General features: G+C 73.4%; 22 protein-coding genes and 1 riboswitch. Of the genes, 10 read left to right on the top strand and 12 right to left on the bottom strand.

What is annotated here, in order from left to right:
• Window positions 1-13: 13 nt before the first annotated feature.
• The 3 genes from ABTZ17_RS26780 to ABTZ17_RS26770 all read right to left on the bottom strand — a co-directional run bounded on the left by ABTZ17_RS26780 (window position 14) and on the right by ABTZ17_RS26770 (window position 4,751).
• Complete coding sequence (locus ABTZ17_RS26780; RefSeq protein WP_352198282.1) at window positions 14-529, bottom strand: helix-turn-helix domain-containing protein; 516 nt, start codon at window positions 527-529, stop codon at window positions 14-16.
• 392 nt (window positions 530-921) lie between these two features.
• Window positions 922-2,895: an ABC transporter ATP-binding protein gene (locus ABTZ17_RS26775; protein ID WP_352198281.1), complete on the bottom strand. Its 1,974-nt coding sequence runs from the start codon at window positions 2,893-2,895 to the stop codon at window positions 922-924.
• Window positions 2,892-4,751 (bottom strand): ABC transporter ATP-binding protein, encoded by a 1,860-nt coding sequence (locus ABTZ17_RS26770; RefSeq protein WP_352198280.1) that lies wholly within the window; start codon window positions 4,749-4,751, stop codon window positions 2,892-2,894. The genes ABTZ17_RS26775 and ABTZ17_RS26770 overlap by 4 nt, the downstream gene beginning before the upstream one ends.
• Window positions 4,752-4,841: 90 nt before the next feature.
• Between ABTZ17_RS26770 and ABTZ17_RS26765 the strand changes: the two genes are divergently transcribed.
• Window positions 4,842-6,041: a hypothetical protein gene (locus tag ABTZ17_RS26765; RefSeq protein ID WP_352198279.1), complete on the top strand. Its 1,200-nt coding sequence runs from the start codon at window positions 4,842-4,844 to the stop codon at window positions 6,039-6,041.
• 43 nt (window positions 6,042-6,084) lie between these two features.
• Here ABTZ17_RS26765 and glgX read toward each other — a convergent pair whose 3' ends face one another.
• On the bottom strand, window positions 6,085-8,460 hold the full coding sequence (glgX, locus tag ABTZ17_RS26760; RefSeq protein ID WP_502994853.1) for a glycogen debranching protein GlgX: 2,376 nt from the start codon (window positions 8,458-8,460) through the stop codon (window positions 6,085-6,087).
• A gap of 168 nt (window positions 8,461-8,628) precedes the next feature.
• Here glgX and ABTZ17_RS26755 point away from each other — a divergent pair, with 168 nt between their 5' ends.
• The 8 genes from ABTZ17_RS26755 to ABTZ17_RS26720 all read left to right on the top strand — a co-directional run bounded on the left by ABTZ17_RS26755 (window position 8,629) and on the right by ABTZ17_RS26720 (window position 19,206).
• Window positions 8,629-9,849 (top strand): L,D-transpeptidase, encoded by a 1,221-nt coding sequence (locus ABTZ17_RS26755; RefSeq protein WP_352198278.1) that lies wholly within the window; start codon window positions 8,629-8,631, stop codon window positions 9,847-9,849.
• Between the two features lie 117 nt (window positions 9,850-9,966).
• Window positions 9,967-12,810: a SpaA isopeptide-forming pilin-related protein gene (locus ABTZ17_RS26750; protein ID WP_352198277.1), complete on the top strand. Its 2,844-nt coding sequence runs from the start codon at window positions 9,967-9,969 to the stop codon at window positions 12,808-12,810.
• A gap of 228 nt (window positions 12,811-13,038) precedes the next feature.
• Window positions 13,039-13,764: a L,D-transpeptidase family protein gene (locus ABTZ17_RS26745; protein ID WP_352198276.1), complete on the top strand. Its 726-nt coding sequence runs from the start codon at window positions 13,039-13,041 to the stop codon at window positions 13,762-13,764.
• Between the two features lie 124 nt (window positions 13,765-13,888).
• The gene (locus ABTZ17_RS26740; RefSeq protein WP_352198275.1) at window positions 13,889-15,109 is read left to right on the top strand and encodes a L,D-transpeptidase; all 1,221 of its coding nucleotides are present in this window, start codon (window positions 13,889-13,891) and stop codon (window positions 15,107-15,109) included.
• A 140-nt stretch (window positions 15,110-15,249) separates the two neighbouring features.
• Complete coding sequence (locus tag ABTZ17_RS26735) at window positions 15,250-16,050, top strand: enoyl-CoA hydratase/isomerase family protein (RefSeq protein ID WP_352198274.1); 801 nt, start codon at window positions 15,250-15,252, stop codon at window positions 16,048-16,050.
• Between the two features lie 170 nt (window positions 16,051-16,220).
• Window positions 16,221-16,832, top strand: coding sequence for an ATP-binding protein (locus ABTZ17_RS26730; protein ID WP_502994855.1), 612 nt, complete (start codon window positions 16,221-16,223; stop codon window positions 16,830-16,832).
• A gap of 413 nt (window positions 16,833-17,245) precedes the next feature.
• Window positions 17,246-18,025: a polysaccharide deacetylase family protein gene (locus tag ABTZ17_RS26725; protein WP_352198284.1), complete on the top strand. Its 780-nt coding sequence runs from the start codon at window positions 17,246-17,248 to the stop codon at window positions 18,023-18,025.
• Window positions 18,022-19,206 carry a YncE family protein gene (locus ABTZ17_RS26720; protein ID WP_352198272.1) on the top strand — a complete coding sequence of 395 codons (1,185 nt, stop codon included), beginning with the start codon at window positions 18,022-18,024 and terminating at the stop codon, window positions 19,204-19,206. Before ABTZ17_RS26725 ends, ABTZ17_RS26720 begins: the two co-directional genes overlap by 4 nt.
• A gap of 90 nt (window positions 19,207-19,296) precedes the next feature.
• Here ABTZ17_RS26720 and ABTZ17_RS26715 read toward each other — a convergent pair whose 3' ends face one another.
• On the bottom strand, window positions 19,297-20,550 hold the full coding sequence (locus tag ABTZ17_RS26715; protein ID WP_352198271.1) for a cytochrome P450: 1,254 nt from the start codon (window positions 20,548-20,550) through the stop codon (window positions 19,297-19,299).
• Window positions 20,531-21,304 (bottom strand): tRNA-dependent cyclodipeptide synthase, encoded by a 774-nt coding sequence (locus ABTZ17_RS26710; protein WP_352198270.1) that lies wholly within the window; start codon window positions 21,302-21,304, stop codon window positions 20,531-20,533. Before ABTZ17_RS26710 ends, ABTZ17_RS26715 begins: the two co-directional genes overlap by 20 nt.
• A gap of 256 nt (window positions 21,305-21,560) precedes the next feature.
• Between ABTZ17_RS26710 and ABTZ17_RS26705 the strand changes: the two genes are divergently transcribed.
• Window positions 21,561-21,773, top strand: coding sequence for an EF-hand domain-containing protein (locus ABTZ17_RS26705; protein ID WP_352198269.1), 213 nt, complete (start codon window positions 21,561-21,563; stop codon window positions 21,771-21,773).
• A 46-nt stretch (window positions 21,774-21,819) separates the two neighbouring features.
• On the opposite strand, the gene ABTZ17_RS26700 is transcribed toward ABTZ17_RS26705, so the two are convergent.
• The 6 genes from ABTZ17_RS26700 to ABTZ17_RS26675 form a co-directional block, all read right to left on the bottom strand.
• On the bottom strand, window positions 21,820-22,374 hold the full coding sequence (locus ABTZ17_RS26700) for a PadR family transcriptional regulator (RefSeq protein ID WP_352198268.1): 555 nt from the start codon (window positions 22,372-22,374) through the stop codon (window positions 21,820-21,822).
• 41 nt (window positions 22,375-22,415) lie between these two features.
• Complete coding sequence (locus tag ABTZ17_RS26695; RefSeq protein ID WP_352198267.1) at window positions 22,416-23,261, bottom strand: ATP-binding cassette domain-containing protein; 846 nt, start codon at window positions 23,259-23,261, stop codon at window positions 22,416-22,418.
• Window positions 23,252-24,007: a cobalt ECF transporter T component CbiQ gene (gene cbiQ / locus ABTZ17_RS26690; RefSeq protein WP_352198266.1), complete on the bottom strand. Its 756-nt coding sequence runs from the start codon at window positions 24,005-24,007 to the stop codon at window positions 23,252-23,254. The genes ABTZ17_RS26695 and cbiQ overlap by 10 nt, the downstream gene beginning before the upstream one ends.
• Window positions 24,008-24,011: 4 nt before the next feature.
• Window positions 24,012-24,371: an energy-coupling factor ABC transporter substrate-binding protein gene (locus ABTZ17_RS26685; RefSeq protein WP_352198265.1), complete on the bottom strand. Its 360-nt coding sequence runs from the start codon at window positions 24,369-24,371 to the stop codon at window positions 24,012-24,014.
• Complete coding sequence (locus ABTZ17_RS26680; RefSeq protein WP_352198283.1) at window positions 24,368-25,072, bottom strand: energy-coupling factor ABC transporter permease; 705 nt, start codon at window positions 25,070-25,072, stop codon at window positions 24,368-24,370. The genes ABTZ17_RS26685 and ABTZ17_RS26680 overlap by 4 nt, the downstream gene beginning before the upstream one ends.
• 30 nt (window positions 25,073-25,102) lie before the next feature.
• Window positions 25,103-25,297, bottom strand: a riboswitch (cobalamin riboswitch).
• 140 nt (window positions 25,298-25,437) lie between these two features.
• The gene (locus ABTZ17_RS26675) at window positions 25,438-25,974 is read right to left on the bottom strand and encodes an AMIN-like domain-containing (lipo)protein (RefSeq protein ID WP_352198264.1); all 537 of its coding nucleotides are present in this window, start codon (window positions 25,972-25,974) and stop codon (window positions 25,438-25,440) included.
• Window positions 25,975-26,206 lie beyond the last annotated feature (232 nt).

Below are 26,206 nucleotides of genomic sequence, written 5' to 3'. Positions count from 1 at the left end.
ACCGTTGTGTGAGCTAGGGGTGGTCGGTTGTGGTGGTGGGGGCCGCGGCCGGGTTCCTGGGATCGGGGTCGGGGTCGGCTCCGGAGTCGTGGGATCCCTCAGGGGCGGGGGAGTGCGGTGCGGCGGGCACGGCGGGCGTCGGGGCCGGTCCGGTCGACCCGGTCGATCCGGTGGCGGGCGCGGCGGGCGGTACCGGGGCGGGATCCGTCGCGGCGGTCACCGCCGGCCCGGCCGGCGGCTCCGCCGCGGCCCCGGCCAGCCGCCCCCACGCCTGCAACCACTCCCCGGTCCGTTCCCCGTCCCCGCAGGCCCGCACGAACACGGCCAGCAACTCCGGCCGCGGCAGGGTGCGCCCGCCCAGCACCCCGGCCAGCGTGCTCCGCGCCAGGACCTCGCCCCGAGCCGCGGCCCGCTCCTCCAACTGCCGGTAGGTGAACCCCGAACGCTCCTTGAGCGCCCGCATCAGATCGATGAACTCGATCGCGTCACGAGCCTGTTGGGGAAAAGGGAGCCCCGGCGTCTGATCCATGCGGCTCATCCTGCCCGAGCGACCGCCCCCGTGAAGGTCCATATCCGGACGCGCGCCCCTCCGCCCCCTGCCCGCAACGCAATTGGGGCATGGCCTGACCAGCACGGACAGTTGTCCGGCGTCCGGGACACCCGGGGGTTGTCGAGAAATCCCGCCGGACGTGCCAATGTCGGAAGCGCGACGGAACGCCGGATACGACCACCCCAAGGGTCCCCGGCCGAATCCCGTTCCCCGGAGCGCCCGCGGGGTGCCCGCCACACACGGGCACCCCGCCCCTCCGGGATCCCCTGCGGGCCGTCGCGGCCGTCACGGCACGGGGGACCGCGACGGCCGTCCCCCGGGCAGGCGCCCCGCGCCGGGGCCCGCCCGGGGGACCCGAGCCCACCCCGGGATCAGACCAGGCTGTCCCGCCAAGCGCGGTGCAGGTCCGCGAACCGGCCCGTACCGGCGATCAGTTCGGCCGGGGTGCCGTCCTCCACGATCCGACCGGCCTCCATCACCAGCACCCGGTCCGCGATCTCCACCGTCGACAGCCGGTGCGCGATCACCACGGCCGTCCTGCCGCGCAGCACGGTCCGCATCGCCTCCTGCACCGCCCGCTCGCCCGGCACGTCCAGCGAGCTGGTCGCCTCGTCCAGGATCAACACCGCAGGGTCCGCCAGCAGCGCCCGCGCGAAGGCCACCAACTGCCGCTGGCCCGCCGAGATCCGACCGCCCCGCTTGCGCACGTCCGTGTCGTACCCGTCCGGCAGGGCGCTGATGAACCCGTGCGCCCCGATCGCCCGGGCCGCCGCCTCGATCTCGGCCCGGTCGGCACCCGGCCGCCCCAACGCGATGTTCTCGGCGACCGTACCCGAGAACAGGAAGGCCTCCTGGGTCACCATCACCACCCCGCGTCGCAGCTCGGGCACCGGCAGCTCCCGCAGGTCCGTGCCGTCCAGCAGCACCCGCCCCCGCGTCGGGTCGTAGAAGCGGGCCAGCAGCTTCGCCAGCGTGGACTTGCCGGCCCCCGTCGAGCCGACCACCGCCACCGTCTGACCGGCCGGCAGCGTCAGCCCGAACGCCGGCAGCACCTCCGCACCGCCCTCGCGGTAGGCGAAGGACACCTCCTCGAAGACCACCTCGCGGCCCGGCAGGGCCCGCTCCTGCGCGGGCAGCTCGCGCGGCCGCTCGGGCTCCGGCACCGAGGGGCGCTGCGCCAGCAACCCGGCGATCTTCTTCAGCGAAGCCGCCGCGGACTCGTAGGAGTTGAGGAACATCGCGAGCCGGTCGATGGGGTCGTACAGCCGCCGCAGGTACAGCACCGCCGCCGCCAGCACCCCCAGCTCCAGCGAACCGCTCGCCACCCGGTACGCCCCCCACAGCACGATCGCGGCCACCGCGGTGTTCGCGATCAGCCGGGACCCGACCACGTACCGGGCCATCTCGATCAGGGCGTCCCCGTTGGTCCGCTCGTGCCGCCGGTTCAGCTCCAGGAAGGCCGCGTCGTTGGCCCGCTCGCGACGGAACACCCGCACCGGTCGGATCCCGTTGAGGGTCTCCGCGAACTTCACGATCAGCGCCGCCATGGCCGTGGACCGCGCGGAGTAGATCCGCCCCGAACGCCGCCGGTAGCCCCGCACCAGCCCGTACAGCGGGACGAAGGACAGCACCGCCACCGCGCCCAGCCCGAAGTCCAGCCACAGCAGCAGCGCCGAGATCAACGCGAAGGACAGCACCACCGCGAGGAGCTCTTGGAGCCCCTCCGACAGCAGCTCCCGCAGCGACTCCACGTCCGTGGTCGAGCGGGAGATCAGCCGCCCCGAGGTGTAGCGCTCGTGGAAGTCCAGGCTCAGCGCCTGGGCGTGCCGGAAGATCCGCCCCCGCAGGTCCAGCAGCACGTCCTGGTTGAGCCGCGCCGCCGACCGGATGTAGGCGTACTGGAAGCCGCCCGCGCCCAGCGCCAGCACCAAGTAGCCCACGGCCACCGCCACCAGCGGCCCGTGGTCCCCGACCCGGAAGGCGGGCACCCCGCGGTCGATGGCGTACGCCACGAGCAGCGGGCCGCCCTGGGCGGCTGCCTGCTGGAGGACCAGCAACAGCCCGGCCAGGAAGAGGCTCCGGCGGCGCTCGCGCAGCAGGGAGCCCAGCAGGCTCCGGGTGGCCCGCGGCGGCACCGGCAGCTCGTCCCGCTCCACCGCGTCGGCCTCGACCGCGTCGGTGTCCGGGGAGGCGGCCGGCACGGCGTCCGGGGCCGGGCGCGGACGCGTGCCGTCCGTGTCCTCCCGCCCCTCCCGTCCGTCTCGCCTGTCCCGTCCGTCCTTTCCGTCCCGGTCGTTCCGTTCGTGGGGACCGTCCGGACGCTCCGTCCCGGTGACCGAGGTCATCGGCCGCCCTCCTCGTTCTCGTCTCCGCCGCGGCCCGTCTCCGTACGCCCGGCCGCCCCGGGCTCCGTACCGGCGGCCTCCGCTCCCGCCCCGCCGGGCCGCTCGCCCGACATCAGCCAGGCGTACTCGGCGTTCTCCCGCAGCAACTCCTGGTGCGTTCCCACCGCCGCGATCCGACCCTCGGACAGCAGCGCCACCCGGTCCGCCAGCTGCACCGTGGACGGCCGATGTGCCACCACCAGGGCCGTGGTGCCGGCCAGGACCTTCCGCAGCGCCGCCTCCACCAACGACTCCGTGTGCACGTCGAGCGCCGACAGCGGATCGTCCAGCACCAGGAAGCGCGGGTCCCCGGCCACCGCGCGGGCCAGCGCGAGCCGCTGCCGCTGCCCGCCGGACAGGCTCAGCCCCTGCTCGCCCACCGGGGTGTCCGCCCCCTGCGGGAGCCCCGCCACGAATCCGGCCTGTGCGGTGTCCAGGGCCCGTTCCAGCTCCGGGCCGCCCATCCGCACGTTGTCCGCCACGGTCGCCGAGAACAGCGTCGGCTCCTCGAAGGCCACCGACACCATGCTCCGCAGCCGCTCGCGCGGCAGCTCCCGCACGTCCCGGCCGTCCAGGGTGATCCGGCCCTCCGTCAGCTCGTGCAGGCGGGGCACCAGCGCCGTCAGCGTGGTCTTCCCGCTGCCCGTCGCCCCGACCAGGGCCATCGTCTCGCCCGGCCGGACGTGCAGGTCCACGCCGTCCAGCACCGGCACCGCGTCCGCGGGCGCGTCCGGGTACCGGAACCGCACCCCCTCGAAACGCAGCCCGCCCCCCGCTCCGCCGGAGACCCCCGGGGCCCCGGGCTCCGCCCGGCCGCCCCCGTCCTCCCGCTCCGCGTCCAGCACCTCGAAGTACCGCTGCGTGGCCGTCGCGGCCTCCTGGCTCAGTGCCAACAGGTACCCCAGCGAGTCGATCGGCCAGCGCAGGGCCAGCGCCGTCGACAGGAAGGCCACCAGCGTGCCCGCCGACAGCACCCCGTCCGCCACCTGCACCACGCCCAGTACCAGGGCCGCCCCGATGGCCAGCTCCGGAAGCGTGGTCATCACCCCCGAGATCCCGGCCAGCAGCCGGGCCTTGGTCAGCTCGGTGCCCCGCAGTTCCTCCGCCAGCGCCCGGAAGGCGCGGGCCTGACTGCGGTGCCGGCCGAAGCCCTTCACGATCCGGATGCCGAGCACGCTCTCCTCCACCAGCGTGGTCAGATCGCCCACCTGGTCCTGGGAGGTCCGCGAGGCCACCGCGTACCGCCGCTCGAAGGCCCGCGCGCACAGCAGCAACGGCACCGCCGGCGCCAACAACACCAGCCCCAGCGTCCACTCCTGGAGCACCAGGATCACCGCGCCCGCGAGGATCGTCACCCCGTTGACCAGCAGGAAGGTCAGCGGGAAGACCAGGAACAGCCGGATCAGCATCAGGTCGGCGGTCCCGCGCGAGAGCAACTGCCCCGAGGCCCACCGGTCGTGGAAGGCCACCGGCAGCCGCTGGAGGTGCCCGTACAGGTCCCCCCGCATGTCCGACTCGACCCGCGACAACGGGCGGGCCACCAGCCACCGCCGGTACCCGAACAGCAGGGCCTCCGCGAAGCCCAGCAGGAGCAGCCACAGCGCGCCCAGCCACACCCCCGCGGTGTCCCCCTCCGCCACGGGCCCGTCCACCAGCCACTTGAGGACCAGCGGGATCACGAGCCCGATCAGGGAGGCCGCCACGGCCACCGCGGCCGCCGTGAACCACCGCGCCCGCACCGGACGCACGTAGGGCCACAGCCGGAGCAGGGTCCGCACCGCGGAACGATCACTGGAGGATGCATCTATGGTCGCCATCAGGCGCGAGCATACGATTCGCTCCTGACACTGCCCAGTGAATATCTCGCTGGACAAACCGGGGGGAACATGGATCGGCATCGCCGTGTCGTGGCCGTATGGGGGTTGTTGTCGCTGGTCGCGGCGGTCGCCGGGTGCGGCGGGGACGGGGACCGGGGGGAGGCCGTCTACGGGAGGCCGCTCGCCGCGCAGTTGCGGGCCGCGGTCGCCGAGACCCGGGCGGCCGGCACCGGCGCCTTCACCGCCACCGTGGAGTACCACTCCCCGAGCACCACGGCCCGCCACCGCACCACCGGGACCGTGGACTTCGCCCGCGGCACCGCCCGCGCCGAGCTGACCCGGGAGGTACCGCCCGACTTCCCGGTGGACGCCGTGCCCCGCCTCGACCAGGACGGCGGGGGCCGCCCGCAGACCCTCGCCGCCGCCGGACCGGACGTGTTCGCCCGCGGGGCCGACGGGGTCTGGCTGCGCTTCGACCCCGCCGCCCGCGAGGCCCTGGACCCGAAGGGCCGGGCCCCCGTCTCCCGGCACGCGCCCGGCCGGTTCCTGCCGCTCGGCGGCACCCTCGCCGAGCTGGTGGCGACGGCCGTGCCCCGCCGGGAGCCGCTGCGCCGCAAGGACGGCGCCCGCGAGTACGCCGTCTCCGTCCCGCTCGGCGACGCCCACGACCTGCTGCCGCTCCGGCCGCCCAAGCCCACCGGCGGCGCCTACCTGCGCGAACGGCTGCCGCTGACCGTGGTCCTGGACCCCGACGGCCGGCTGCTCTCCGCGGACCTCGACATGCTGGTGCTCCTGGAACAGCTCAACGGCGGCCCGCAGTCCCAGCGCGGGCTCCCCGGCGTGACGGGACTGCGCGCCACCTTCCGGTTCGACTCCCTCGGGGAACCGGCTGGGGCGGCGGCCCCGCCCGCCGCGGTGCCCGCCGCCGGGGCGGTCACCGAGCTGCGCGGCCGGCCCCGCGGGACCTGCGCGGTGCCCGCGGCCGGGCTCGACGCCCCCGGCCGGGTCCGGACCGTGGACTGCGCGGCCCGCCACACCATGCGGGTGTTCGCCGCGGCGAGCACCCCGGACGCCGACCGCACCACCGCGGCGCGGTACGTCGAGCAGACCTGCGACGGCCCGTACGCCGCGCTGCCCGCCGCCTGGAAACGCGGGGCGGAGGAGCCGTACGGACACCTCCTGACCATCCGGCAGGGCTCCTTCCGGTTCCGCTTCGACGCGGCGGGCCGACCGGTCGGTCCGCCGCCGAAACTCGCCATGGGCGTGGTCTGCTACGTCTCCACGCCCTGAGGGCCCGACACGTCCTCGGTCGCGGCCCCTCGGCCGCCGGCCGTCAGCCGTGGGCCTTCAGCAGCAGCACCGACCGCGCCGGGACCGTCAGCGTCCCGCCCGCCCGGTGCCGGGTGCCCGGGGCCCGCTCCTGTTCCTCCAGGGAGGTGTCCACCACCAGCTCGTACTCCCGGGCCCAGGGACCGCCGGGCAGCACCCAGGACAGCGGCCGGTCCCCGGAGTGCAGCAGCACCAGGAAGCTGTCGTCGGTGACCGGCTCGCCGCGGGCGTCCCGGCCCGGGATGTCGCGGCCCGAGAGGAACATCCCCAGGGCCCCCGCCGGGGCGTACCAGTCCGGTTCGGTCATCTCGGTGCCCCGCGCGGTGAACCAGGCCAGGTCCCGCAGCCCGTCCGCGCCCTGCGGCCGCCCCGAGTAGAAGGCCCGGCGGCGCAGCACCGGGTGCGCGTGCCGCAGGGCGATCAGCCGCGTGGTCAGCTCCAGCAGCGGCCGCCACTGCGGGTCCTCGGCGAGCGACCAGTCCACCCAGCCGATCTCGTTGTCCTGGCAGTAGGCGTTGTTGTTGCCGCCCTGGGTGCGACCCATCTCGTCGCCCGCGACCAGCATGGGCACCCCCGTGGACAGCAGCAGGCTGGTGAGCAGGTTCCGCAGCTGCCGCCGGCGCAGGGCCGCCACCCGCGGCTCGGTGCCCGCCGGGTCCTCCCCCTCCGCACCGCAGTTCCAGGAGCGGTTGTCGTTGGTGCCGTCCCGGTTCTCCTCGCCGTTGGCCTCGTTGTGCTTGCGCTCGTAGGAGACCAGGTCCCGCAGGGTGAAGCCGTCGTGGGCGGTCACGAAGTTGACCGAGGCGTAGGGCCGGCGCCCGCCCCAGGCGTACAGGTCGCTGGAGCCCGAGAGCCGGTAGCCCAGGTCCCGGACGTCCGGCAGGGCGCCCCGCCAGAAGTCGCGGACCGCGTCCCGGTACCGGTCGTTCCACTCGGTCCACAGCGGCGGGAACGCCCCGACCTGGTAGCCCCCCGAGCCCACGTCCCAGGGCTCCGCGATGAGCTTGACCCGGCGCAGCACCGGGTCCTGGGCGATCACCGCGAGGAAGGGGGAGAGCATGTCCACGTCGTGCATGGAGCGGGCCAGCGCCGCCGCCAGGTCGAAGCGGAAGCCGTCCACGCCCATCTCGGTGACCCAGTACCGCAGGGAGTCCGTGATCAGGCGCAGCACGTGCGGCCGGCCCGCGTGCAGGGTGTTCCCGCAGCCGGTGTAGTCGTTGTAGCGGCGCTGGTCGGACTGGAGGCGGTAGTAGCCGCGGTTGTCGATCCCGCGCAGCGACAGGGTGGGGCCGAGCTCGCCGGATTCGGCGGTGTGGTTGTAGACCACGTCGAGGATCACCTCGATGCCCGCCGCGTGCAGGGCCCGCACCATCCGCTTGAACTCCCCGACCTGCTGCCCGGCCGTCCCGGAGGAGGAGTAGGCGGCGTGCGGGGCGAAGTAGCCGATGGAGTTGTACCCCCAGTAGTTGCGCAGTCCCCGCCGCAGCAGGTGGTCCTCGTGCGCGAACTGGTGCACCGGCAGCAGCTCCACCGCCGTCACCCCCAGCCGCACCAGGTGCTCCACGGCGGCGGGGTGCGCCAGCCCGGCGTAGGTGCCCCGGAGCTCCTCGGGGATGCCGGGGTGCCGCATCGTGAACCCGCGCACGTGGAGCTCGTAGATCACCGAGTCGGCCCAGGGGGTCTTGGGCCGGACGTCGTCCGCCCAGTCGTCGTCGTCCTGGACCACCACGGCCTTGGGGACGTGGGGGGCCGAGTCACGGTCGTCGCGGACGGTGTCGGCGATGTACTGCTGGGGCCAGTCCCGCACGTGCCCGTAGACCTCCGGCGGCAGCGCCCCGTAGTCCCGGCCCGGCCCGGCGTCCACGGCCCGGGCGTACGGGTCCAGCAGCAGCTTCGCCGGGTTGTAGCGGGCCCCGGTCCAGGGGTCCCAGCGGCCGTGCACCCGGAAGCCGTACCGCTGGCCCGGCCGCACCCCCGGCACGAACCCGTGCCAGATCTCGTGGGTCTGCTCCGGCAGCGCGCAGCGGGTCTCGGTGACCTCGCCGCCCCGCTCCTCGAACAGGCACAGCTCCACCGCCTCCGCCCCGCCGCCCGCCCACAGCGCGAAGTTGGTGCCGGCCACCCCGTCCGGGCCCACCCGGAACCGGGCCCCCAGCGGGGCCGGTGCCCCCGGCCACACCGGCGGTCCGGCGGCCGGGAGGGCCGCCCGTGCCTCCCGGTGCCCCGGCACCGCCCGGGGACCGGCCCCGGCCCGCGTCGTCTCCCCGGCACCCCGGCCCGGTCCCGGACCGCCCGGCTCCCGGCCGGTCCGCTGCGGGGCGGGCGCGGACGCCCCCGTCCGCACCGCGCCCACCGCCTCCTGCTCTGCTGCGCTCGACACGCTCCGGCCTCCCGCGGCTCTCGGTACCTGCGGGTCGCCGGGGCAGGGCGCCCCGCGGGCCGTGGCGTCCCGGCCGCGGCCCGCCCCCGTCTGGTCCTTCCCCCTGTTCTGCCCGCAACGGGGCCCGCCCTCACGTTTCCCCGGCAGGGGGGCCGTCGTTGCACGGGCGTGAGCTATGTGAAGAGGCGGCTGCTGGCCGCCACGGCGGTGTGGGCGGGGCTGGCCGGCCTCCTCACCGGGTGCACCGCGGCGGGGACCCCCGGCATCGAACTGGGGCTGCCCGGGCAGCCCCGAGCCCCGCACGAGGCCATCCGGATCACCCCGGCCGACGGCAGCAAGGGGGTCCCGGCCGAGGGCCCGCTGACCGTGAGCGTGCCGGAGGGCCGCCTGGAGCGGGTGCAGGTCACCAAGGTGGCGGACGCCCAGAGCGAGCAGGTGCCCGGGCGCATCGCCGCCGACGGGCTCAGTTGGAGCCCCGACCCGGCGGCCGGGAAGCTCGCCCTGGCCGCCGAGTACACCGTGGACGCGGTCGCGGTGGACGGCCACGACCGCCGCCAGGCCCGCCACACCAGCTTCACCACCTACGTGCCCGAGGAACGGTTCATCGGCTACTTCAAGCCGGAGAACCGCGCCACCGTGGGCACCGGCATGATCCTCTCCTTCTCCTTCAACCGGCCCATCGTGCACCGGGCCGACGTGGAGCGGGCCGTCACGGTGACCGCCGAACCGGCGACGGAGGTGGTCGGCCACTGGTTCGGCGACGACCGGCTGGACTTCCGGCCCCGCACCTACTGGGAGCCGGGCACCCGGGTCACCGTGGAGATGCGGCTCCGCGACGTCGAGGGCGCCCCGGGCTCCTACGGGGTGCAGAGCAAGACGGTGGGCTTCACCGTCGGCCGGCACCAGGTCTCCACGGTGGACGCCGCCGCCCACACGATGACCGTGCGCCGCGACGGGAAGGTGCTCTCCTCCGTCCCGATCAGCGCCGGCGCCCCGAAGACCACCACCTACAACGGCAAGATGGTGGTCACCGAGATGTTCGACGTCACCCGCATGAACGGGCAGACGGTGGGCTTCGGCGGCGAGTACGACATCCCGGACGTGCCCCACGCCATGCGGCTGACCACCTCCGGCACCTTCCTCCACGGCAACTACTGGGCCTCCCCCGAGACCTTCGGCTCCCTCAACACCAGCCACGGCTGCATCGGCCTGCGCGACGACAAGGGCGGCGGCTCCGACACCCCGGCGGGCTGGTTCTTCGACCGCACCCTGATCGGGGACGTGGTCGAGGTGGTGAACTCGAAGGACAGGACGGTCGCCCCCGACAACGGCCTCGGCGGCTGGAACCTCAGTTGGGCCGACTGGGTGGCCGGGTCCGCCCTCGGCTGAGTGCACAAGAGTGATGGTGTGATCGGAATGCCGTAGCGGGGAGTGTCGCCCCGCCGTGCGCCCCGTCCCCGCCCGCAGCCTGTCAGGGCAACACCGCCAGGTAACGGACGGAGTGTCATGACAGGTAGGAAGTCGGGGCCGCTGGCCCTCGGCCTCGCGATCGGAGCGGTGCTGGCCATGGCGGCCCCCGCCTACCCGGCGTACGGCGGCCCGGCCGCCGCGGAGGGGAAGCCGGGGGCCGCGGCGCGGGCCGCGGCGCCGCTCCCCGGCGGCCTCGGCCCCTGCGTGCCGGGCGACTGCCCGCCGGTGTGGCCCGAGCCCAACAACATGCCGCCCACCGGCACCGACAACGCGATCAACGTCTACGCCGGCGGGGACTTCCTCGTCCGCGAGGGCGCCGCCGAGGCCGAAGGCAGGGTCGTCGTCCTCGGCGACTTCGACATGAACCGCACCCGCGGCGGCAGCGTCTACAACATCGGCATCGTCGGCGTCGGCTCGCAGGTCCAGCCGCCCCTCGGCTCCGACTTCCTCACCACCGGCGGCGACGTCTCCGTCACCACCGGACAGCGCCTCCTCGCCGACGGCGGGGTGGTCCGGTACGCCGGGACCCTCACCGGCACCGTCACCGGCACGACCACCCAGGACGACGACGCCGCCGACCCGTACACCGCGCTGCGCGCACAGCTCACCTCGGCGAGCAAGTGCTACGCCCGCGTGGACGGCTCCCCGCGCACGCCCACCGGCACCGTCACCAACCTGAGCTACGAGACGCAGTTCGTCGGCGACGGCACCTCGATGCTCCAGGTCTTCAACGTGACCGGGGACCTCGCAAGCACCACCGGAGGAGCCCAGTCCCTCAGCTTCTCCGGCATCCCCGCCGGGGCCACCGTCCTGGTCAACGTCTTCGGCGCCGACCCGGTCGTCAACATCAACAGCGGGGTGCTCGCCGGGCTGGCCAAGGAGAAGCTCCTCTGGAACTTCCCCGACGCCGAGGAGGTCAGCCTCTTCGGCAGCGGCCAGTTCCAGGGATCCACCCTGATCGCCGAGCCCGACTCGATGGCCACCGTGCAGCTCCCCGGGGTCAACGGCCGCTTCTTCACCGCGGGCAGCATCACCCACAGCAGCTCCGCGACGGGCGGCGGCGGCCAGGAGTTCCACTCCTACCCCTTCACCGGCGACCTCCCCGAGTGCAACTCCGTCCCCGTGACCGGCAGCGTCTCCGTGCTGAAGGTGGACTCGGAGAGCGGCGCCGCCCTGGCGGGCGCCGGCTTCGAGCTGTGGAAGGAGAGCAACGGCACCGAGGGCCTCCAGACCGGCGGGGCGACCCCGGACACCAAGGTCGAGGACTGCACCACCGGGGCGGACGGGAAGTGCGCGAGCACCGTCGGCACCGGCACCTACTACTGGCGCGAGACCTCGGCCCCGGCCGGTCACGACCTGCCGGAGAACCCGGTCTTCGGGCCGCTGGTGCTCACCCCGGAGAACGCCTCCCAGGGCGTGACGGTCCGCGCCGAGAACGAGCCGACCGAGGAGCCCACCGGCACCGTGTCGGTGCTGAAGGTGGACTCCGAGACCGGCGCCGTGCTGCCCGGAGCCGTCTTCGAGCTGTGGAAGGAGAGCAACGGCCAGGCCGGGCTCCAGACCACGGGCACCGCCGACACCAAGGTCGAGGAGTGCACCACCCCGGCCGACGGCAGTTGCGAGGCCACCGGCACCGCCGGCAGCTACTACTGGCGCGAGACCTCGGCCCCGGACGGGTACGAGCTGCCCGCCGACCCGGTCTTCGGCCCGCTGGTGCTGGACCCGGCCAACGGCCGGCCCACCGCCACCGTGACCGCCCGCAACCGCAAGACCGCCCCGGTCACCGGCGCCGTCAGCGTGCTGAAGGTGGACTCGGAATCGGGTGACGCCCTGGCCGGCGCGGTCTTCGAGCTGTGGAAGGAGACCAACGGCGTCGCCGGGCTCCAGACCACCGGCGCCGCCCCCGACACCAAGGTCGAGGACTGCACCACCCCGGCGAACGGCATCTGCGCGAGCACCGTCGAGCCGGGCGGCTACTACTGGCGCGAGACCGCCGCCCCCGCCGGCCACGAGCTCCCGGAGAACCCGGTCTTCGGCCCGCTGGTCCTGACCGCGGAGAACGCCTCGCAGGGCGTCCGCGTCCGTGCCGAGAACGAGCCCACCGTGGTCCCGCCCGTCACCGGCACCGTCCGCGTGATCAAGACGGACTCCGAGACCGGCGACCCGCTGCCGGGCGCCACCTTCTCCCTGTGGCGCGAGACCAACGGCACCCCCGGTCTCCAGACCGCCGGACCCGGCGCCGACACCCTGGTCAGCGCGGGCTGCGTCACCTCCGCCACCGGCCAGTGCGGGGCCACCGTGGCCCCGGGCAGCTACTACTGGCAGGAGACCGCCGTCCCCGCCGGCTACGACCTGCCCGCGAACCCGGTCTCCGGGCCGCTGGTGCTCACCGAGGAGAACGCCTCCCAGGGCGTGACCGTCACCGCCGCCAACCGCAAGACCCCCGAGCCCCCGTACACCGGCGGCATCAAGGTCGAGAAGAAGGACGGCAAGTCCGGACGGGCCCTGCGCGGGGCCGTGTTCGAGCTGTGGAAGGAGACCAACGGGATCCGCGGCCTCCAGCAGCGCGGCATCAACCCGGACGTCAAGGCGCGCCCCGGCTGCGCCACCGACCGCGAGGGCGTCTGCGCCTTCGACGACCTGACCGAGGGCTCGTACTACCTGGTCGAGACGGCGGTGCCCGAGGGCTACGTCATGCCGCGGAACCCGGTCACCGGCCCGATCGTGATCAGCCGCACCAACGAGGACTACTACGTGACCTCGTACTTGAACAACCAGCGCGGTGAGGGCGGCAAGGGCAAGGGCGACGGGAACGGCTCCCCGTCGAAGCCCACCAAGCCCAAGCTCCCCGCCCAGCCGCAGGACCGCCCGCGGGCCTGATCCCACCCGACCGGCCGCGGACCCGCCCGGTCCCGGCCGGCCGGACCCCGTGAGCCCGTACGGCCCCGCCCCACCCCTCCCGAGGGGGGTGGGGCGGGGCCGTACGCGTCCGCCGTCGGGGTGGCGTCGTCACCGCGTCGGCGCAGGTCGGCGCGCCCCCCCCCGCGCGGGGCCGGGGTTGGCTGGACCCACCGCCCCGGGTCCGGGGGCCCGTACCCGGAGGTCCGCATGGCGCACCCGTCGACCGTCCCGCCGCGCGGGAGGGCGACCGGCAGGCTGCTCGGCACCGTGGCCGCCGCCCTGCTCCTCGCGGGAGCTCCCGCCCCCGCCCCGGCCGCCGCCCCGCTCCCCGCCCCGGCTCCCTGCACCGCCGGCACCGGCCCCTACCAGCGGGAGCTGGAGGAGCACCTGGGACGGCCGGTGGACGGGGTGCAGTCCGAGGCCGACTGCACGGCGGTGCGCGCCTTCCAGGAGCGGGAGGGGATCCGGCCCGCCGACGGCCACGCCTCGCTGCTCACCCACCGCACCCTGACCGCCGTGCGGGCCCGCGCGAACCCGAACGCGGCGAAGCGCTGCCCGGTCCGCCCGCACCGGGTCACCTGCGTGGACCTGGACCGCCAACTCCTATGGGTGCAGCGGGACTCCAGGGTGGTGTTCGTCCCCGTGCCGATCCGCACCGGCCGCGACGACCGGGAGACCCGGCCCGGTTGGCACGAGATCTACTGGCGCAGCCGGCGCCACGTCTCCTCCCTCTACGACGACGCGCCCATGCCCTACGCCCAGTTCTTCGACGAGGGCCAGGCCCTCCACGGCCGCCCCGGCTCCCTCTACGACAACGACGGCTCGGCGGGCTGCGTGAACCTGACCGTCCCCGACGCCGCCCGGCTGTGGGACCTGCTCACCGAGGGGGGCGCCGTGTACGTGTGGGGAGTGAAGCCGGGGACGGACGACTGACCAGGTGACGCCCGTTCTCCGGGCGCCCCCGGTTGGGACGGAACGGTGACAACTCCGTGGCCTCCCGTGATCCACCGGTGTGATTACCTGTCGCCATGCGCGCGGGTGTACGCGTGCGGGGGACATGGGGAGAAGATCCACAGTGAAGTTGCAGCGGATACCGGCCGCCCTCCTGCTGGGCGCGGCGCTGCTGCTCACCTCGGCCTGTAGCGGTGCCCAGGGCGGCGGCGCGGCGGACCAGGGGAAGGGCGGCAGCAGTTCGGTCGGCACGGGCACGGAGGCGTCCAAGGCCGTCCTGTCCGTCACTCCCGCCGACGGTGCCAAGGAGGTCGCGACGAGCGGCGTCCTGAAGATCAGCGCGTCGAACGGCAAGCTGACCAAGGTCACCGTGGCCGACACCAAGGGCAACGCCGTCGAGGGCACCCTGGCCGCCGACGGCCGCAGCTGGGAGCCGGTCCGTCACCTCGGCGCCGCCACCGAGTACAAGGTGCACGCGGTGGCCCAGGACGCCGCCGGGCGCGAGTCCGCCAAGGACGTCTCCTTCACCACCCTCACCCCGAAGAACACCTTCATCGGGCACTACACCCCCGAGGACGGCACCACCGTCGGCGTGGGCATGCCGGTCTCCATCAACTTCACCCGGGGCATCACCGATCCGGAGGCCGTGGAGAAGGCCATCACGGTGACGGCCGAGCCGTCCGTGCCGGTCGAGGGCCACTGGTTCGGCAACGACCGCCTGGACTTCCGTCCGGAGGACTACTGGGCGCCGGGCACCAAGGTCACGGTGAAGCTCAACCTGGACGGGGTGCAGGGCCGCCCCGGGGTCTACGGCAAGCAGACCCGCACGGTGCGCTTCACGATCGGCCGTTCGCAGGTCTCCACCGTCGACGCGAGCACCAAGCAGATGCAGGTGGTCCGGGACGGCAAGGTCGTCAAGAACCTGCCGATCACCGCGGGCGCCCCCGCCACCACCACGTACAACGGGCAGATGGTCATCAGCGAGAAGTACGAGGTGACCCGCATGAACGGGGCCACTGTCGGCTTCGGCGGCGAGTACGACATCGAGGACGTGCCGCACGCCATGCGGCTGTCGAACTCCGGCACCTTCGTCCACGGCAACTACTGGGCCGCGCCGAGCACCTTCGGCTCCGAGAACGTCAGCCACGGCTGCGTGGGCCTGCGCGACCAGCGCGGCGGCGGGGACCCCGACGCCCCGGCGGCCTGGTTCTTCGACAACTCCCTCATCGGTGACGTGGTCGTGGTGAAGAACTCCAAGGACAAGCAGATCGCCCCGGAGAACGGCCTGAACGGGTGGAACATGCCCTGGTCGGAGTGGACCGCCTGAGTCCCGTCCGCCCCGTGGGGCCCGGCACCGCACGCCGCGGTGCCGGGCCCCACGGCGTGTCCGGGCCGGTCCCGTCCGGGCGGGGGCTGTGACGGACGGCACCGGTCCGCGGCGGGTTAACCGGTACTAACCTTCCCGGCATGACCATCTCTCTGGAAGTCTCCGAAGGCGTCGGCACCATCCGTCTGGCCCGTCCGCCGATGAACGCGCTGGACATCGCCACCCAGGACCGGCTGCGCGAACTGGCGGTGGAGGCCACCGAGCGCGCGGACGTGCGCGCCGTGGTCCTCTACGGCGGCGAGAAGGTGTTCGCGGCGGGCGCGGACATCAAGGAGATGCAGGCCATGGACCACGCGGCGATGGTCGCCCGGTCCCGGGCCCTGCAGGACTCCTTCACGGCGGTGGCCCGGATCCCCAAGCCGGTGGTCGCGGCCGTCACCGGGTACGCGCTGGGCGGTGGCTGCGAGCTGGCGCTGTGCGCGGACTACCGGATCGCGGCGGAGGACGCCAAGCTCGGACAGCCCGAGATCCTGTTGGGTCTGATCCCGGGCGCGGGCGGCACCCAGCGGCTGTCCCGGCTGATCGGCCCCTCCCGCGCCAAGGACCTGATCTTCACGGGCCGGATGGTGAAGGCCCCCGAGGCCCTGGCCCTGGGCCTGGTGGACCGGGTGGTGCCCGCGGCGGAGGTGTACGAGCAGGCGTACGCCTGGGCGGCGAAGCTGGCGCAGGGCCCGGCCATCGCGCTGCGGGCCGCGAAGGAGAGCGTGGACGCCGGTCTGGAGGCCGACATCGACACCGGGCTGGCCATCGAACGCACGTGGTTCGCGGGGCTGTTCGCCACCGAGGACCGGGAGCGCGGCATGAGCAGCTTCGTCGCGGAGGGTCCGGGCAAGGCCACGTTCGTCTCGGTGGAGGAGGAGGCCGCGCGGTCCGGTTCCTGACCGGAGCGCGGCCGGAGGATCGGGTGGGGGCGCGGCCGGGAGCCGCGTCCCCCCTGTGGGTGGCTTAGCCCGGGCTTAAAGCAGGCTTAAGGAGCTGCCCGGATGCACTGAAGGTGATCTTCCGCGTGCGTGGCGTAGTCGCTGGTCAGGGGGGCGGCGCGCGGGTGCGGCTGCCGAAGGCATATGTCACGGGGGTCGCGGGGGCCGGCCGGTTCAGGGGGGTGTATTCCGGAGGAACGGCCCGCGGGGCCCCGCGGGCCGTTCATGATGGGTGCATGGCGGGCCTGGAGGGTGTGGAACAGCCGCGGCAGCGCAACAGCGCTTCCGCCGTACGGCCGTTGACGGCCCCGGAAGTCGAACAGGGGCCCGGTGTGCTGGAGTTGCACGGCGACCCCTCCCAGGACTGGGTGACGCTGCCCTCGTGCCCGGAGTCGGCGCGGACCGCCCGGCGCCTCACCCAGGCCGTGTTGGTGCGGGAGTGGGGCCTGTCCGGGCAGGTGGTGGAGTACGCGGTGCTGCTGGTGTCGGAGCTGGTGGGCAATGCCGTCCGGCACACCGGGGCGCGCTCCTTCGGGCTCCGGTTGCGCCGGCGCAGGGACTGGATCCGGGTGGACCTGCGGGACCCCTCGCGGGGTCTGCCCTGTCTGCTGCCGGTGGCGGAGCTCGACGTGAGCGGGCGCGGGCTGATGCTGGTGGACAAGCTCTCCGACCGGTGGGGCGCGGACCTGGAGCCCCGTGGCAAGACCACGTGGTTCGAGATGCGCGTCGGCGACCGGCACTGAGGGTCCGGGCGGGGCGGATCGCGGCGGCCCGGGGAACGCAGAAGCCCCCTGGGCGCCGTGGTGGGGCGGTGCGGGGGCTTCGTGAGTGCGCCGAGGACCGGAAGGGGTGTGGTCCTCGGCGGCTGTGCGACCTCGCTCGGGTCAACGGGAAGTCGTGGTTCCGACTATGGCAGAAGAGCGCCAAGATGCCAAAAGTCCCGACTCGGACATAAGTGTGTAAATACCTAGAGTTTCTAGCTAAAACCTAGGTGAGATGGGCCACTCACCTAGGTTTTATTGAATAAATATCGACCCCAGTGCGTAAATCGTTGATCACATAGTGGACGGACCCTCGTTCGGCCCCGCTCGGTCGGTGGTCCCGAAATGGGTCAATCATTACCTTTGGGGCATCCCGCCCCTTAAATGGTCGCGTGATCTGCTCCTCGGACCGCCGGGCCGCGCTGCGCGCCGGGGCGGCGGTCGCCGCCGGTGCCCTCGCCGCCGCCTGCGGCACGGAACGCACCCCGCCGCCGCCCGGACCCACCGCCACCCCCGCCCGCAAGGCCCCGCCCGCCCCACCCGCCGCCCCGGCCCCCCGCGCCTTCCGCGGCCTGCCCGCCCAGATCGGGAACGGCCCCCGCGACCGCCCCCGCGTCGCCCTCACCTTCCACGGCAATGGCGACCCCGCCACCGCCCGCTCCCTCCTGGCCGAGGCCGAACGCGCCGGGGCGCGCGTCACCGTGCTCGCCGTCGGCACCTGGCTCGACGCCCACCCCGAACTCGCCCGCCGGATCCTCGACGGCGGCCACGAACTCGGCAACCACACCCAACGCCACCTCGACATCGGCGCCATGCCCGAGGAAGAGGCGTACGCAGAGATCACCGGCTGCGCCCGCCGGCTGCGCGCCCTCACCGGCTCCATCGGGACCTGGTTCCGCCCCTCCCGGGCCCAGTACGCCACCGAGACCGTGGCCCGACTGGCCCGCCGGGCCGGCTACCCCCACGTCCTCTCCTACGACGTGGACTCCCTCGACTTCACCTCGCCCGGCGCCGCGGCCGTCGTCCGCAACGTCACCGGGACCGTCCGCGAAGGATCGGTGGTGAGCCTGCACTTCGGCTACGCGGACACGGTCGCCGCCCTGCCGCCCCTCCTCGACGAACTCGCGCGCCGCGGACTGCGCGCGGTGACCACCACGGAGCTGTTGACCCCATGACCCCCACCCGCCTTCCCCGGAAGGCCACCGTGCTGCTCGCCGGACTGGTCCTCACCGCCCTCGCGGGCTGTGGGGCCGCCGACGGCGAGCCCGAGGCGCTCGGCTCCAAGGGCCCGGCCCGCCCCGCCAAGGCCGTCCCCGCCGCCCCGCCGGGACTGCCCGGGATGCCCCCGCTGCTGGACCCGAACGACGTGTACGCGGCGGACCGGCCGAACAAGCTGTCACCCGTGGTGAAGGACTTCCCCTCCCGGGTGTACGTGCCGAACACCGCCTCCAACACCGTGTCCGTCATCGACCCGGTCACCTACAAGGTCATCGACACCATCCCGGTGGGCGTGCAGCCCCAGCACGTGGTGCCCTCCTGGGACCTGAAGACCCTCTGGGTCAACAACAACCGGGGGCACACGCTCACCCCGATCAACCCGGCCACGGGCGAGGCCGGCAAACCGGTCGAGGTCCACGACCCGTACAACCTCTACTTCACGCCCGACGGCAAGTACGCCGTGGTCATGGCCTCCATGGACAAGGAGCTGGTCTTCCGGGACCCCCACACCATGAACCGGGTCAAGACCGTCCCCGTCAGCTGCTTCGGCGTCAACCACGCCGACTTCTCCGCGGACGGCCGGTACTTCGTCGTCTCCTGCGAGTTCTCCGGCGAACTGCTCAAGGTCGACACGGAGAAGATGGAGGTCGTCGGACAGCAGAAGATCCCCTTCGAGGGGGCCATGCCGCAGGACGTGAAGATCTCGCCCGACGGGAAGACCTTCTACATCGCCGACATGATGGCCCACGGCATGTGGGTGCTGGACGGGGAGAAGTTCACCACGCCCAAGCTGCTGCCCACCGGAAAGGGCTGCCACGGCCTCTACATCAGCCGCGACTCCAAGGAGATGTACGTCTCCAACCGCGGCGAGGGCACGGTCTCGGTCTTCGACTTCCCGAAGAACCGCCTCACCAAGAAGTGGACGCTGCCCGACGGCGGCAGCCCCGACATGGGCGGAGTGTCCGCCGACGGCAAGGTGCTCTGGCTCTCCGGCCGCTACGACGGGGAGGTGTACGCCCTCGACACCGTCACCGGAAAGCAGCTGGCCCGCATCCCGGTCGGCGGGGGCCCGCACGGCCTGGCCGTCTACCCGCAGCCCGGTCGCTACTCCCTCGGCCACACGGGCATCTTCCGCTGACGGCCCCGCCGGCCGGTCGGGACGGCGACCGGCCGGCGGGAGCGCGTGCGGCGCCCCGGGGATCCACACCACTCCCGGGGCGCCGTGGGTTCACCAGGCCACCGGGAGCCGTTCCGGCAGCCGCTTGATGAACCCCGTGCGCCACACCAGGTTCTCGGCCGGGACCGCGAGCCGGAGCCCGGGCAGTCGCTCGACCAGCACCGCGAGTGCGAACTCGGCGTGCGCACGCCCCAGCGCGGAAGCCGGGCAGAAGTGCCGGCCCGCGCCGAAGGACAGGTGCGGGTTGGATTCCCGCTCCGGATCGACGCGTTCGGGCGCGTCGAAGACCTCGGGGTCGAAGTTGGCGCCCTCCACCAGGACCAGCACCAACTCCCCCCGCTTCACCAGGACCTCGCCCAACCGCACGTCGTCGAGGGCGATTCGGGGCAGACCGTCCCCGATGGAGAGGTTCACGCGCAGCAGCTCCTCCACCACCGCGCCGGTCCGCTCCGGACGCGTCCGCAGGTAGGTCACCAGCTCCGGCCGCTGGAGCAGCGTCAGCGTCGCCAGCACCAGGAAGGAGGAGGTGGACACCGCCCCCGCCCCGAACAGCGAGACCGCGACCGTCGCGAACATCTCGTCGGTCAGGTGCGAGGATTCCGGATCGGCCTCCCGCAGGTCCGCGAACCGCCCCAGCAGCCCGGTCCGCCGTTCCGCCGGTCGCTCCAGCTGCTCCTGGAAGCGGTCCACGAAGTAGCCGACGTCCTTGTACCAGTTGAGGGCGGAGTCGGCGAAGGGCTCGGCCGCCGTCATGAAGGCCGTGTCCAGGCCGGACATCAGCCGCCGCCAGTCCGCGAAGGGCACCCCCAGCACCTCGCAGTGCAGGGCCGCCGAGTACGGGTCGGCGAAGCCGCCCCGCAGGTCGGCCGGGCCGCCCTCGGCCTCCAGCGCGTCCACCAGACCGTGGGCCGTGCGCCGCAGGAACTCCTCCAGCCCGGCCCGGCGCGGACTGAGGGACTTCATCACGGCCTGCCGGAGTCCGGCGCCGTTGATGTTGCCCATGTTGTTCACGACCTCGGGCGGGATCGTCAGCGCGTACTGGCGGGGCACCCCCGCGTTCGCCGTGTCCTTGAGGCTGAAGCGCTCGTCCTCCAGCACCCGCTTGGCCAGCGCGTGGCTGCTCACCAACCAGGCCGGATCCCCGGTCAGGGTGCGCACCCGGGCCACGGGGGCCCGCTCGCGCAGCCGCGCGCACTCTTCGGGGAGCACGTCCCCGCGGCGGGACAGCGGGAAGTCCAGGAGCGGCTCGACCGCCCCGGACGCCTCCACCGGGGCCCCCGGTGTCTCAAGCTGCTCGACGCTCATCGCCGTTCCCTTCCGTGGCCGCGGGGACCTCCCGCGCCGGTGCTTCCGGCCGCACGACCGCGTACGCCTGGTTCCGCATGGCCCGCAGGCCGCCGCCCCGGGCGTACAGGACCTCGGTCAGCGGCATGTCGACGTGGTACGCGGAGACCGACGAGGGCACGTCCAGGATGCTGGGCGTGTCCACGAAGAAGGGCAGTTCCGCGGCAATGTAGTCGAAACAGACCTGTAGCTGTTCCGTCGTGATGGATTCACCCTCCGGCACCTTGGTGCCCATGAAGTGCAAAGCCATCCTCTCGCAGCCCTTCCGAAATTCCGGATCCGCTTCCAAGAAGTGCAGCACACGTCGGTGCAGCAGCTTGTAGACCGGGTCCTCCTGGAATTCCGAGAGCCCCCTGACCCGTATGCCCGAGTATCGGTCGAGGGATTCCGACACCCCTTTGAGGATCCTTCTCCGTACCGCTTTGATCTCTTTCGCGGCCCGCCGCTCCGCGTGCTCGCGGGTGTAGCCGAAAGCGGCGAACATGCGGTCCACGTGGAGGTCCGCGTAGACGAAGTCGACCTGAGCGAACCGCTCGGAGGCCCACCGGGCGAGCGCGGCGACGCGCTCCGCGCTGAAGTAGCTGTTGCCCGGACTCACGCCGATGAGCACATGGTCGCCGTCTTCCCAGATATGACGGCAGGTACGGGTGAAGGGCAGGACCTCGAATGATGCCTCAATCGAAATGTCAATCGATGCGTCAGTAGTGATGGTCACCTGTGTGATCGCCCTAGTTGCCGCTAGTCGCGGGAGCCCTGCGCTCCTGGTGTGGCGGCAATGCCGTTACGTTATGCCGCGATCCCGGAGCGTGACAAGTCCGGAGCCCGGACAATGGCTGGAATTCTCGCTTCCGTATTACGGAAGAGTAATTGGATTTCTGTCGGACGCTCGGTGGGCCACCCCCCGGCACGATCACCGCGCGGGCGCCGCTACCCTGAGCCGGTCAACAAGCACCAAGAAGGGGTGGATCCCAGTGGCGGACATCGAGAGCGCACGCGAGACCTTCGGCCGGTTCGACGCGAACGGCGACGGCTTCGTGACGGCCGACGAGTTCAAGCAGGCCATGGCTCAGATGGGCGACCCGTTCGTCACCGGCCCGGTGGCCGACGCCGTGATCGCCTCCAAGGACGCGAACCACGACGGCAAGCTCACCTTCGAGGAGTTCTGGGACGCCCTGAACAAGTGACGCGCCCCCTGGGCCCGGCGGACCCCCTCGGGGGCGGCGGCCGGGCTCAGGCCCCGTTCTCCGGCCCGGCCATGTCCTCGACCTCCGCCAGGGCCTCCTCCAGCCACCGCAGCCAGAAGCCCTCCAGGGCCGTGCCGCCGTGCAGCACCAACCTCCGCAGCCGGTCCTCGTCGGCGTTCCGCTCCGGCGGGAAGTCCCGCTCCTCGATCGCCTCGTACATCGCCAGCTGCTTCCGGTGCAGCTCCAGGTGGCGGCGCAGCTCCCCGGCCAGACCCTGCGGACCCACCACCCCCGCGGCGCGCAGCCGCAGCAACAGCGGGTCCCGCACCGGCTTCGGGTCCTGGCTCTCGCCCACCCAGCGCACCAGCTCGGCCTCGCCCGCCGCCAGCACCTCGAACTCCTTGCGCTGACCGCGCGAGGGCTGCGCGCTCGGCAGCGCCCTGATCAGCCCCGCCTCCTCCAACCGCCCCAGCTCGCGGTAGATCTGCTGGTGCGAGGCGGACCAGAAGTAGCCGATCGACCGGTCGAACCGCCGCGTCAGCTCCAGACCCGACGAGGGCTTCTCCAGCAGGGCCGTGAGGATGGCGTGGGGCAGCGACATGCGCCCCATCGTAGGCGCCCGCCCCCCGGCCGCCGGGAAGCCTAGAAGCGGGCGGACAACTCCTGGGGGGTGAGCGGTCCCGGCTCGCCCGGGGCCAGCAGCTCCCGGGAGCGCAGGAACCGCGCCACCGCCGGGGCCCACGCGGGCCGCAACCCCGCGGAGGTCAACAGCGCGGCGTCCGCGAGCAGTTCCGCCGTGGGCCCGGTGCGCGGACCGGCCGGGGTCAGGATCGCCGCGTCCTGCGCCCAGCGCACGGCGAGCTCCACGTCGTGCGTGGACATCACCACCGTGGTGCCCGATGCCCGCAGCCCCTCCAGGGCGGTCAGCAGCCGTTCCTGTCCGTCGGGGTCGAGACCGGCCGTCGGCTCGTCCAGGATCAGCACCCGCGGTCGCATGGCCACCGCTCCCGCGATCGCCGCCCGCTTGCGCTGTCCGTAGGACAGCAGGTGGGTGGGCCGGTCGTGCAGGGCCTCGATGCCCAGGGCGGCCAGGGCCGCCCCGACCCGCTCGCGGACCTCCGCCTCCCCGAGCCCGAGGTTCATCGGACCGAAGGAGACGTCCTGGGCCACCGAGGCCGCGAAGAGCTGGTCGTCCGGATCCTGCACCACCAGTTGCACGGAGGTCCGCAGCCGGGTCAGGCCCTTCCGGTCGTGGCGCACGGGCTCGCCGTCCAGCAGGAGTTCCCCCTGCCCGGAGGGCAGCCGCAGACCTCCGCTGAGCAGCCGCAGCAGCGTGGTCTTGCCGCTGCCGTTGCGGCCCAGTAGGGCCAGGGACCGGCCCTCGGGGATGGCGAAGTCGACGCCCGTCAGGACCGGCGGCCCCTCCTCGTAGGCGTAGTGCGCGCCGGTGAGCTCCACCAGCGGGGACGGCTGTTCCGTCAGGGCCACGGCCACAGACCTTTCAGTGCGAGGGTGGCGGCGACGAGCCCCGCCAGGAGGACCGCCGTGCCGGTCAGGAAGCGGGCGGACAGGGTCGCTTCGGGGACGAGGACCCGCAGGGTCCCGTCGTAGCCCCGGCCGGCGAGCCCCGACTGGAGCCGGCCGGCCCGGTCGAAGGCGCGCACGAAGGCCGTGGCGCCCAGCCCGGCCAGGGAACGCCAGGTCGCGGCCCGGCCGGTGTGCCCGAGCCGGGCCGCCTGGGCCTGCCGGATCCGCGCCAGCGAGTCCAGCAGGAGGAAGCCGATCCGGTACATCACCATGGCCACGTCCACCACGGGGGCGGGCACGCCGGCCCGGACCAGTCGGGGCAGCACGTCGGAGACGGGCGTGGTGAAGGCGAACAGCAGCACCCCGAGGGAGGCCGCCGAGGTCCGCAGCAGGAGTTCGCCCGCGTGGCGGGGCCCGTCCGGGGCCAGGCTCACCAGGCCGTGCGGGCCGCCCACCGCGAACAGCAGCGGCACCGCGCCGGTGAAGCAGAAGCCCAACGGGATCCGGAAGGCCCGCCACAGCTTGCGCCCGGGCACCCCGGCGGGGCCCAGCAGCACGGTCAGGGTGGCCGCGGCCACCAACGGACCGCCCGGCCAGGGCGGCAGTGACACCGCCGCCCCGGTCAGGCCGAAGCCGAGCACCGCCTTCTCCAGTGGATGCCGCCCCCGCCAGCGGCTGCTGTGCGCGGCCGCGTCGATGGGGAGCACCGGGTCAGGACTCCGTGGGGGCGGCGGAGGCCCCGGTGGTGGCCTCCGGTTCCGCGGCGGCGGCCTTGGACTCGCCCTGGCGACGGCCGCGGCGCAGCCCGAAGTAGTAGGCCAGCACGCCCGCGCCGATCGCGGCCTGGAGGGCGAACAGGGCCGACTCGATCTCCCCGGAGGGCGGTTCGTACAGGGGGGAGAACCAGGGCTCGTAGTCCGGCCGCAGCTCGGTGATGGCCGTCTCCGCCTGGGCGTCGGCCCCCGCGAACGGCTCCTCCTTGCCCTCGCCGAGGCCCAGGGCCAGCGGCAGGACCGCGAGCGCGGCCACGAGCAGCAGGAGCAGGGTGTTGATCTTCGCGTTACGGCTCATCGGGCCGCCACCTCCCGGGAGTCGCGGGCGGTGGTGCCGGCGCCGCCGAGCACTCCGAGCCGGATCAGGTCGCTCTTGCTGGACTGCGTGAGGAGGCGCATCACCAGAACGGTGAGCAGGCCCTCGCTGACGGCCAGCGGGATCTGGGTGACGGCGAAGATGCCGCCGAACTTCGCGAGGGCGCCGAGGAATCCGGTGCCCGGGTCGGGGAAGGCCAGCGCCAGCTGCACGCTGGTCACGCAGTAGGTGACCAGGTCGGCGAAGAAGGCGCCGAAGAAGACGGAGACCATCAGCGGGGCCCCGGTCCGGCGGAGCAGTCGATAGACCCCGTAGCCGGCCCAGGGGCCCGCGATGGCCATGGAGAACACGTTCGCGCCGAGGGTGGTGAGACCCCCGTGGGCGAGCAACAGGGCCTGGAAGAGCAGGGTGATGGTGCCCAGGACCGCCATGATGGGCGGCCGGAAGAGTATCGCTCCCAGGCCCGTTCCGGTGGGGTGCGAGCAACTGCCCGTCACCGAAGGGATCTTCAGGGCGGACAGGACGAACGTGAAGGCCCCGGACGCGCCGAGCAACAGCGTGCTCTCGGGGTTGGCCTTGACCTCGCGGGTCAGGGCGCGGACCCCGTGGACGACGAAGGGGGCGGACGCGGCGCCCCAGGCGACCGCGTGCAAAGGGGGCAGGAACCCCTCGGCGATATGCATGAGTGGGGGAGACCTCTCCAGCACCTCGTGGATGGACAACGCGCCCCGGCCGGTCTCCTGGCTCACGGGTGCTGCCGCCCTGGCTCCGCCTTCCCGGTCCCGACGGTCTCCCGTACGGGCCCAGTGGCTTTCCCGTGGGAGTGGAGCCGGACTTCCCGATCACAGTGGCGAGGGCCGCACCGGTTTCCCACCGGTTTCCCGAACACCAAGGCCCGATGACCCTAGTGCCCCCGCCCGCCGCTCACAAGCCGTGCCGGTGTGGTCTCCGTCCCTGGACGGTGAGGTACGTCTCCCTGCTGTGACCTGCCGGAACGTCAGTGGCTCCTGGGGCCGGACGCGCCGGCAGGTCCGGACCGCGGCCGCGGTCAGCAGACGTTCGGGTGCGCGAAGTCGATGACCCAGCGCTCCGGGTCGTGCAGGGTGAAGGTGGTGTAGGTGGGCTTGGTGGCGAAGGCGGCGCCGAAGGTCACGTACCCCTCGTAGTCGCCGGTGAGGGCGATGCCCTTGAGCTTGGGCAGGGTGAGCTTCTTGAGGCGGGGGCCGGTGTAGACGGGGTGGCCCTCGTCGTCGTGGGCCTGCGCAGGGTGCATCCGGATCTCCAGGAAGTGCTTGCCGGGCAGCGGGACCTTGTCACCGGAGCCGTCGTAGATCAGCTCGGGCACCCGGGTGACCGTGACCGGGGGCACGTATCCCTTCACGTCGATGACCAGGCGGTCGAAGGTGCAGTGCGTGCCGTAGCGGGCGTTGACCACCTGAGGGGTCTGGGTGGCGGTGCGGGACCGCTCGGGCGCGGGCGCGGCCGCGGCGGCGGAGGCCGGTGCGGCGAGTGCGGCGCCGGCGGTGAGGAGGACGCCCGCGGACAGGGCCGCGAGGCGCCGACGACGGACGGAACGGTGAGGCATTGCGTCCCCCCGATTCTCGTGAGACGGGGACAGTGTCACCGGTAGGGACACCCCGGGGGCCGGGACCGGTTGCACCGGACGGGGGACGAACCGGCGGATTTTCGGACGATCATGGAGGTGGCGGTCCGGGGGAGCGCCGGGAACGGCGACGGCCGCGGCGCGCCCCCCCGCGGGGGGCCGGCCGCGCGGGGGGGGGGTGGGCCCCGAGCAAACCAGAAGATGGGGAGGGGGC

Source organism: Streptomyces sp. NPDC097619, assembly GCF_040302735.1.
Taxonomy (GTDB): Bacteria; Actinomycetota; Actinomycetes; order Streptomycetales; family Streptomycetaceae; genus Streptomyces.
The sequence above is the reverse complement of the archived record's forward strand: the minus strand, read 5'-3'. Positions and strand labels throughout refer to the sequence as shown.

Coding starts and splice junctions, on each gene's coding strand:
- ABTZ17_RS26780 (WP_352198282.1), bottom strand. CDS start 529: ATGGATCAGACGCCGGGGCTCCCTTTTCCCCAACAGGCTCGTGACGCG.
- ABTZ17_RS26775 (WP_352198281.1), bottom strand. CDS start 2,895: ATGACCTCGGTCACCGGGACGGAGCGTCCGGACGGTCCCCACGAACGG.
- ABTZ17_RS26770 (WP_352198280.1), bottom strand. CDS start 4,751: ATGGCGACCATAGATGCATCCTCCAGTGATCGTTCCGCGGTGCGGACC.
- ABTZ17_RS26750 (WP_352198277.1), top strand. CDS start 9,967: ATGACAGGTAGGAAGTCGGGGCCGCTGGCCCTCGGCCTCGCGATCGGA.
- ABTZ17_RS26745 (WP_352198276.1), top strand. CDS start 13,039: ATGGCGCACCCGTCGACCGTCCCGCCGCGCGGGAGGGCGACCGGCAGG.
- ABTZ17_RS26740 (WP_352198275.1), top strand. CDS start 13,889: ATGGGGAGAAGATCCACAGTGAAGTTGCAGCGGATACCGGCCGCCCTC.
- ABTZ17_RS26735 (WP_352198274.1), top strand. CDS start 15,250: ATGACCATCTCTCTGGAAGTCTCCGAAGGCGTCGGCACCATCCGTCTG.
- ABTZ17_RS26720 (WP_352198272.1), top strand. CDS start 18,022: ATGACCCCCACCCGCCTTCCCCGGAAGGCCACCGTGCTGCTCGCCGGA.
- ABTZ17_RS26715 (WP_352198271.1), bottom strand. CDS start 20,550: ATGAGCGTCGAGCAGCTTGAGACACCGGGGGCCCCGGTGGAGGCGTCC.
- ABTZ17_RS26700 (WP_352198268.1), bottom strand. CDS start 22,374: ATGTCGCTGCCCCACGCCATCCTCACGGCCCTGCTGGAGAAGCCCTCG.
- ABTZ17_RS26685 (WP_352198265.1), bottom strand. CDS start 24,371: ATGAGCCGTAACGCGAAGATCAACACCCTGCTCCTGCTGCTCGTGGCC.
- ABTZ17_RS26680 (WP_352198283.1), bottom strand. CDS start 25,072: ATGCATATCGCCGAGGGGTTCCTGCCCCCTTTGCACGCGGTCGCCTGG.
- ABTZ17_RS26675 (WP_352198264.1), bottom strand. CDS start 25,974: ATGCCTCACCGTTCCGTCCGTCGTCGGCGCCTCGCGGCCCTGTCCGCG.